Source organism: Staphylococcus sp. CoH_129_LAB_1, from assembly GCF_058191515.1.
The window spans coordinates 22,447-29,740 of the sequence record NZ_JBXWKZ010000029.1 but is presented as its reverse complement, the minus strand read 5'-3'; the positions used below and the strand labels follow the sequence as shown (position 1 = coordinate 29,740).

Here is a 7,294-nt window from a genome sequence, read left to right as displayed (position 1 = left end):
GGCGGTCTCGACGGGAATCGAACCCGCGATCTCCTGCGTGACAGGCAGGCGTGTTAACCGCTACACTACGAGACCTATAAAACTATGTATTGCGGGAGGCGGATTTGAACCACCGACCTTCGGGTTATGAGCCCGACGAGCTACCGAACTGCTCCATCCCGCGCTAATATTATTTAGCACTTCAAACAAGTACTTTATTAATATATCATTTAAGCCACCGTAATGTCAACACTTTTTTTAAATAATTTTTACAATACTTTAATCATAAATTCAAATAATTATGAGATAATTATTTTTTAAGTTGTGCTTTTTTCAATACTTTATCAGTATATATATTAACATCTATATAGTCAATAAAAATCACAAATTAATTTGTGCAAAAAAACACTACACATAAAAAATTTTATTTTATGGGATTATTTGGATATAAATCCTCATAAATTCACATCACTTTTCATATACTTTTTTCACTCTAAAAGCTATTGTGTCATATATTTTTGTATTTTTTCTTGTAATTCACTGAAAGAAACAAATCCTTCTTCTTCTAGGAAATGCCCTCCTTCTTCAACAATTCGGACTGCTCCTCCTAGTGCTTGTAATAACTTTTCAGTTTCCTTATACGAAACATGGTTATCATTTTTAGATGCAAGACCATAGAAGTGTTTAACTTTTTTCTTAATTTTATCATAATCAATTGTTACATTTTCTAAATTAACAGATTCATCAATATCTTGAGCATCTTCTTTAAATCCAGCAATACTAAAAAAGCCTTCTATTGGATATTTTAAATCTAATTGTTCAATAAATTTCAAAGCAGCGATAGAACCAAAACCATGTGTGACAATATACGTATCTTGATGATTGATTTTAATTTGTTGTTTCATAGCCTTTAGCCACGTGTCTATTTGTTTGTTATCATCCTTATCTAAATTAAATAACTGTACATTATATCCTTCAAGAGCTAAGTTATGTTTTAACCATTGATACCAATGATTATATGCATTTCCTATTTGTGAATGTACAATAATTACATCTGTCATTTATTCATTTCTCCTTTAATTATTATCTATGTAAAATAAAGCACTTCAAAGAGAATGAAAACCTCTAAAAAGTGCTTATAGATTATGTTTACCTTATAGTTCATCTAATAATTCTTCAACAGCATTTTTTCCTTGTTGTATACAATCCGGTAGCCCTACCGCTTCAAACGGCGCACCTGTGATTCGTAAACCTCTATATTGGCGTTTTACATGATTTTGTATATTGCGAATTTGAGTTATATGACCAATATGATACTGTGGCATACTCTTTGGTAATCGATTCACAATGGTAAAATCTGGAGCACCTTTAAATGTCATCATTTTACTCAAATCTCGACGTGCGATGTTTGCAATTTCTTCATCAGTATGGTCGTCTACAACAGAATCACCAGGCTTTCCTACATACGCCCGCAATAACACTTTACCTTTTGGTGTTGTAAATGGCCATTTTTTAGTCGTCCAAGTACATGCAGTAATATCAGTTTGACTTGTTCTTGCAATTACGAATCCAGTACCATTATAAGTATTTTCGATATTTTTCTCATCAAATGCAAAAACTACTGTCGCAACAGTTGTTGAATCCATAGTATTAAAATATTTAAATGCAGGATCATGATTAAACCATTTCATAAATGTTTGATGTGGCGTTGTAACAAGTAACCCATCAAACGCGTCTCGACTATTATTTGTAATAATCTCATAATTATCGTCATGAATATGAATATCTTCTACTGGAGTATTATATTTGATGTCTACACCCTTTTGTTCAATATCTTTAGCAAGTGCTTCAATAAATGAACTTAAACCATGTCTAAATTGTTTAAATTGTCCTTTCGGCGCACCAGGATAAAGCTGACGTTTTTTTGTACGTTCGCGCTTTTCATGTTTCATTCCTTTAATTAAACTGCCATATGATTCTTCTTTATATTTAAAGTCAGGGAATGTACTCATCAAACTTAATTGATCAATATCTGTTCCATAGATACCTCCCATTAGAGGCTCAATTAAATTCTCGAGCATTTCATTACCTAAACGTTTTCTAAAGAATTCACCAACCGAAATATCATCTTTTATTTTAATAGGCGGAATAAATAAATCTAATCCTGCTCTTAGTTTGCCTAACGTTGAAATTAAGCTTGTGTTTAAGAAAGGCTTAACATCTGTTGGAATCCCCATAATTGAACCGCCTGGAATAGTATACAAATGGTTCTTAGCAAAAATGTATGATTGTCCTGTTTGATTAGTAATTAAATCATCTTCAAGACCTATATCTTTTGCTAAATCTGTCATAATCGTTTTTCGACCTAAATAGGATTCTGGACCTAGTTCAATAGTATAACCATCACGTCGATAAGTTTGAATTTTACCTCCAGGTCTTGAAGTTGCCTCAAAAATAGTTACATCTATGTCTTTATTATAATGTTTAAAATAATATGCACTGGCTAGACCTGTAATTCCAGCACCTATAATTGCAACTTTTTTACTCACAACTTTGTCCCTTCCTTTTTAAAAAACTGTTTTTATTTCGTCGACAATTGCACCTATAAACAATGGATCTGTATTAGGCATCTCTGGGCGGTAGTAATTCGCACCTATGCCATCGCAAACAACTTTACATTCATAATCGTTATCGTAAAGTACTTCAAGATGTTCACAAACAAATCCAACTGGTGCATAAATAAAGTTTTTATAATGATGTTCATTATACAATTTACGTGTTAAATCTTGCACATCTGGTCCTAACCAAGGCGTACCCGTATTACCTTCAGATTGCCATCCTTGTGCTACGTGTTTAATATTTGTAGAAGCTTCTAAACGACTCATAGTATCTTTAATTTCATTAGGATATGGATCATTATTTCTTTCTATTAATCCTTTAGGTAAACTGTGCGCAGATACAATTAAAATTGTTTCATCATGTTCTTCTTCTGGAATTTTAGCTAATGTTTCATTTACTTTATTCGTCCAGTATTCAATAAATTTAGGTTGATGATAATAATGTTCAACATGATGAAGTTGTATGCCATATTTGTCCGCTTCTTCTTTTGCACGTTTATTATATGAACCAACTGAAAAACTTGAATAATGTGGCGCTAATACGACTGTAACTGCCTCTGTAATACCATCATTATGCATTTTTTCGACTGCTTCTTCAATATAAGGAGAAATATGCTTCAATCCTAAATATAATTTAAATTCTATATCATCATACGTTTTATTAAGAGCAACTGTAAGCGCCTCAGCTTGACGATCTGTCGTACCTGCAAGTGGAGAAAGTCCACCTATAAATTCATATCGATTTTTTAAATCTTGAAGTTCTTCATCAGTCGGTCTTTTACCATGTCTTATATCTGTATAGTATGGCTCAATGTCACTTTCTTTATAAGGCGTACCATATGCCATTACTAATAAACCTATTGTTTTAGTCATTCTTAAAACCTTCCCTTTTAAAAATAAATTTTTATGATTCTAATTCTATTTTTGTGTGTAATCATGAACCAGTCGTGTTACTTTTTTAAGTGTATCTGGTTGAACTTCTGGGAAAACGCCATGACCTAAATTAAATATGTGTTTACCTCTTTGTAATCCTTCATCAAGAATTGCTTTAACTCTTTTTTCTAATACATCCCATGGTGCTAGTAACAATGAAGGATCTAAATTACCTTGCAATGTTTTATCTACACCTAATTGATCTGCTTGCAGAATTGATGTACGCCAGTCTAACCCTAATACATCTATGTTCAAATCGTTCCATTCATTAATGAGATGACTAGCGCCTACGCCAAATAGTATCACTGGGATATTGTGTGTCTTTTTAATACCACGGATTAATCGCTCCATAAATGGTTTAATATAATATCGATAATCCTGTACATTAAGTGCACCTACCCACGAATCAAAAATTTGAATTAATTCTGCACCTGCCTCAACTTGAGCCGTTACATATTTAATTGAAATATCTACAAGATGATTCATTAAAGCAAACCAGGTTTCTTCATCGCCATACATCATTGCCTTAGTAAATGTGTAATTTTTAGAAGGTCCACCTTCAATCATATAAGATGCTAACGTAAACGGTGCACCCGTAAATCCAATTAAAGGCACTTTTAATTTTTCTTCAGTTAAAATTTTAATTGTTTCAAGCACATAAGGAACATCTCTTTTTGGATCAATTTGAGTTAATTTTTCTACATCTTTTACAGATTTAATAGGATTGTTTATTACAGGACCTATACCAGATTGAATTTCAACATCTACCCCGATTGGCTTAAGTGGTGTCATAATGTCTTTATATAACACTGCTGCGTCAGTATTGTAATTATCAACAGGTAGATGCGTTACATATGCACAAAGTTCTGGTTGATGTGTAATATCAAAAAGTGAATATTTTTCTTTTAATTTGCGATATTCTGGTTGCGATCTGCCAGCTTGGCGCATAAACCACACAGGTGTGTGTGAGGTTGATTCCCCTTTAATTGTTTGTAAAATTGTATTATTTTTTTTATGCACCATCTTATCCTCCTAAATTAAAATCATTCTTATTCATAATATCACATCATAAAGATTTTCGCGTTTCTAAAATATTAAATGTCATAAAAATGACAAAGCACTTTCAACTATTTTTTATTTTAAATTTTCAATAGTAAGTGAGACTATTTAAATAAATCATTTAAATGATTTATCATAGCCAGTCTTATCATTTAATCGTATAATATACATAAATAAAGGAGGTAGGGCTTATGAAAATATATACAACTTACGGAACATATGGCTATTTAAATCAAATTCGTTTAAATCATCCTGAAAATCATCTATTTATTTATTCAACTAATGATTCTTCAGTCATTATTGAAGAAACCGAAGCTAAATCTGTACTTAAACATCCTACTACTTATGAAGTTATTAATGAAATAAATGAACTTAATAATCAACATTTCTATTCAGCTATCTTCATTCCAAGTTCAGATGACCATGTCAATCAACTAGAAAAACATATTGCAAATTTAAATTTAGATTTCAGTCAATTTGCTGGTTTTAAAAGTTATCATTTCTTAAGACCAGAAGAAGGCACTACTTATAAGATTTATTTTGGCTTCGCTAATCGTCAAACATACGAGGATTTCAAATCATCTGATATGTTTAATGATTATTTCTCTAAAGAAGCATTGAGACATTATTTTGGCTCAAGCAGTCAACATTCAAGCTACTTTGAAAGATATTTATATCCGATTAAAGATTAAAATAAAAAGGAACTTAAGAATGTTTTTATACATCTTAAGTTCCCTTTTTCAATCTCTTAATAAAGTTTCTTGATATTGTAATTTTTTAATCGTACTTCTAATCGTCAACCAACCTACAATAAAGAATACAATTGCAAAAAAGAAGTATTTTGTATAAAAAACTACAAATATCATTGTGAAAACAATACCAACAATAATCATAAGGCGATATAAAAATTTTTCATATCCCTTAATGACTTCACTATCTGATACAGGCCAAACCTGGGGCCATAATCCATACGCTTGTTGTGTATAAAATTGAGACATTTGCAGTAAAATAATATACATAAATAAACTGCCAATTATGATAGCAACAAGTGGATGAGAAAGCCAAATCATAAGTACTAGTGCTATAACCACAAGTCGAAGAATAATACTTAATGTATTCTTCCCTCTCACAAAACTTCTCACAAATAAATAAAGATACATATTATTCGAATTAAAACGACGTCCTTTTGGTGTTGGTAAAAGAAAATCTAAATATTTTCGTCTTACTGCAGTTTCTTTTAAATGTTTAACATCAGTAAACATATTTACAAATTTATAATAGTTTGTATGATGTCTTTCTTCTACTGAAATCAACTGTTCCCATGGAAATAACATATGGCCCTTTATTTTAGGTATAATATACGCCATACCAAATAAAACAATTGTTAATATGATAGCAAAATATAATTGGTATCTTAAAACGAGATAATACGTAATAAAATTAAGTAAATATATTAATACATTTAAAATCCATTGAGACAATCTCGCAAGATACCATTGCCATTTCAGACGTAATCCTAGGACGGGATGAATAAGTGCTAACATACTCATTACAATATAAGGTACAACTAATTGTTGATTCAGCTTATAAAAAATAGGAAATAACACAATTAATAGCACAATTTGTAATATTATCCGATTAAAATAACTATATCTTACACCAAGTTTTATATAATCATCCATGTTCTTTTCAAAAGGAAGCAAGAATAACTTGTCAGCATCTTTTAAAAATGTTCGAAAAGGAAAAATAGAAGTTAAAGCAATTGCAATACTTACAAAGAATGCATAATCAATATATTTGGGGATATGTTGCAACCACTGACCATATCCTAATATAAATGCTCCTAATAAAATAACTAAGAACACAGTAAAATGACCATTAAAAATAAATTTATTATAATAATGTTTTTCTTTTTTTATTGCATTATAACGTTGTTTAAATAATGCTATAGCTTCATTATTCATGTCGCTTGACCACCTTGCGTAACATGGATATAGATATCATCAAGTGTCTGATCTTTAAGACCTGTTTGTTCACGTAATTCTTCTAAATTTCCAAAAGCAACGACTTTACCTTTATCTAAAATAATGAATCGATCGCAATATCTTTCAGCAGTTGCAAGAATATGGGTACTCATGAGTACTGTACGTCCTTCGTTTTTCTTCTCAACCATCAAATCAAGCATTGATTGTATCCCTAATGGATCTAAACCAAGAAACGGTTCATCAATAATATAAAGTTCAGGATTGACAATAAATGCGCATATAATCATTACTTTTTGTTTCATTCCTTTTGAAAAATGACTAGGAAAAATATTAAGTTCATTTTCAAGTCTAAATGTCTTTAGTAGAGGACGCGCACGTTTCATTGCTTCTTCTTTACTTATTTGATAAGCCATAGCAGTCATGGCAATGTGTTCTTCTAATGTTAACTCTTCATAAATAACTGGCGATTCAGGAATATATGATAGTTTACGACGATAAATTTCAATATCGTCATTAATATTAGTTTCAGAAATCGAGAGTGTTCCTTCCATCGGTGTTAATAATCCGAGCATATGCTTAATTGTAGTACTTTTTCCAGCGCCATTGAGACCAATTAACCCTACAATTTCTCCTTTTTTTAATTCAAAATTTATATTTTCAATAACAGGACGTTTACCATATCCTCCTGTTAAATGTTCAACTTTAACTGTCATTAAGGCA

Annotated in this window: 7 protein-coding genes and 2 tRNA genes; 1 reads left to right on the top strand and 8 read right to left on the bottom strand. The window is 31.1% G+C overall.

Translation table 11 applies throughout. The features are described from left to right. Nucleotides 1–2: 2 nt before the first annotated feature. The 6 genes from AC2FB1_RS08920 to hemE form a co-directional block, all read right to left on the bottom strand. Nucleotides 3–75, bottom strand: a tRNA-Asp gene (locus AC2FB1_RS08920). 14 nt (nt 76–89) lie between these two features. Beyond that, a tRNA-Met gene (locus AC2FB1_RS08915) sits at nt 90–163 on the bottom strand. Between the two features lie 316 nt (nt 164–479). Further along, a complete protein-coding gene (locus AC2FB1_RS08910) occupies nt 480–1,040 on the bottom strand; it encodes an RBBP9/YdeN family alpha/beta hydrolase (protein WP_490674871.1) in 561 nt (186 codons plus the stop codon). Nucleotides 1,041–1,133: 93 nt separating this feature from the next. After that, on the bottom strand, nt 1,134–2,528 hold the full coding sequence (gene hemY, locus AC2FB1_RS08905; RefSeq protein WP_490674870.1) for a protoporphyrinogen oxidase: 1,395 nt from the start codon (nt 2,526–2,528) through the stop codon (nt 1,134–1,136). 18 nt (nt 2,529–2,546) lie between these two features. Continuing rightward, nucleotides 2,547–3,470 (bottom strand): ferrochelatase, encoded by a 924-nt coding sequence (gene hemH, locus AC2FB1_RS08900; protein WP_490674869.1) that lies wholly within the window; start codon nt 3,468–3,470, stop codon nt 2,547–2,549. 45 nt (nt 3,471–3,515) lie between these two features. Beyond that, the gene (gene hemE / locus AC2FB1_RS08895; RefSeq protein ID WP_490674868.1) at nt 3,516–4,553 is read right to left on the bottom strand and encodes a uroporphyrinogen decarboxylase; all 1,038 of its coding nucleotides are present in this window, start codon (nt 4,551–4,553) and stop codon (nt 3,516–3,518) included. A gap of 227 nt (nt 4,554–4,780) precedes the next feature. Here hemE and AC2FB1_RS08890 point away from each other — a divergent pair, with 227 nt between their 5' ends. Further along, nucleotides 4,781–5,281 (top strand): signal transduction protein TRAP, encoded by a 501-nt coding sequence (locus tag AC2FB1_RS08890; RefSeq protein WP_490674867.1) that lies wholly within the window; start codon nt 4,781–4,783, stop codon nt 5,279–5,281. Nucleotides 5,282–5,329: 48 nt separating this feature from the next. Here AC2FB1_RS08890 and ecsB read toward each other — a convergent pair whose 3' ends face one another. Together ecsB and ecsA are read right to left on the bottom strand one after the other, a co-directional pair. Continuing rightward, nucleotides 5,330–6,553 carry an ABC transporter permease EcsB gene (gene ecsB, locus AC2FB1_RS08885; RefSeq protein ID WP_490674866.1) on the bottom strand — a complete coding sequence of 408 codons (1,224 nt, stop codon included), beginning with the start codon at nt 6,551–6,553 and terminating at the stop codon, nt 5,330–5,332. Then, nucleotides 6,550–7,287, bottom strand: a complete 738-nt coding sequence (gene ecsA / locus AC2FB1_RS08880; RefSeq protein WP_490674865.1) for an ABC transporter ATP-binding protein EcsA — start codon at nt 7,285–7,287, stop codon at nt 6,550–6,552. The genes ecsB and ecsA overlap by 4 nt, the downstream gene beginning before the upstream one ends. Nucleotides 7,288–7,294 lie beyond the last annotated feature (7 nt).

Coding starts and splice junctions, on each gene's coding strand:
- ecsA (WP_490674865.1), bottom strand. CDS start 7,287: ATGACAGTTAAAGTTGAACATTTAACAGGAGGATATGGTAAACGTCCT.
- hemH (WP_490674869.1), bottom strand. CDS start 3,470: ATGACTAAAACAATAGGTTTATTAGTAATGGCATATGGTACGCCTTAT.
- ecsB (WP_490674866.1), bottom strand. CDS start 6,553: ATGAATAATGAAGCTATAGCATTATTTAAACAACGTTATAATGCAATA.
- hemE (WP_490674868.1), bottom strand. CDS start 4,553: ATGGTGCATAAAAAAAATAATACAATTTTACAAACAATTAAAGGGGAA.
- AC2FB1_RS08890 (WP_490674867.1), top strand. CDS start 4,781: ATGAAAATATATACAACTTACGGAACATATGGCTATTTAAATCAAATT.
- AC2FB1_RS08910 (WP_490674871.1), bottom strand. CDS start 1,040: ATGACAGATGTAATTATTGTACATTCACAAATAGGAAATGCATATAAT.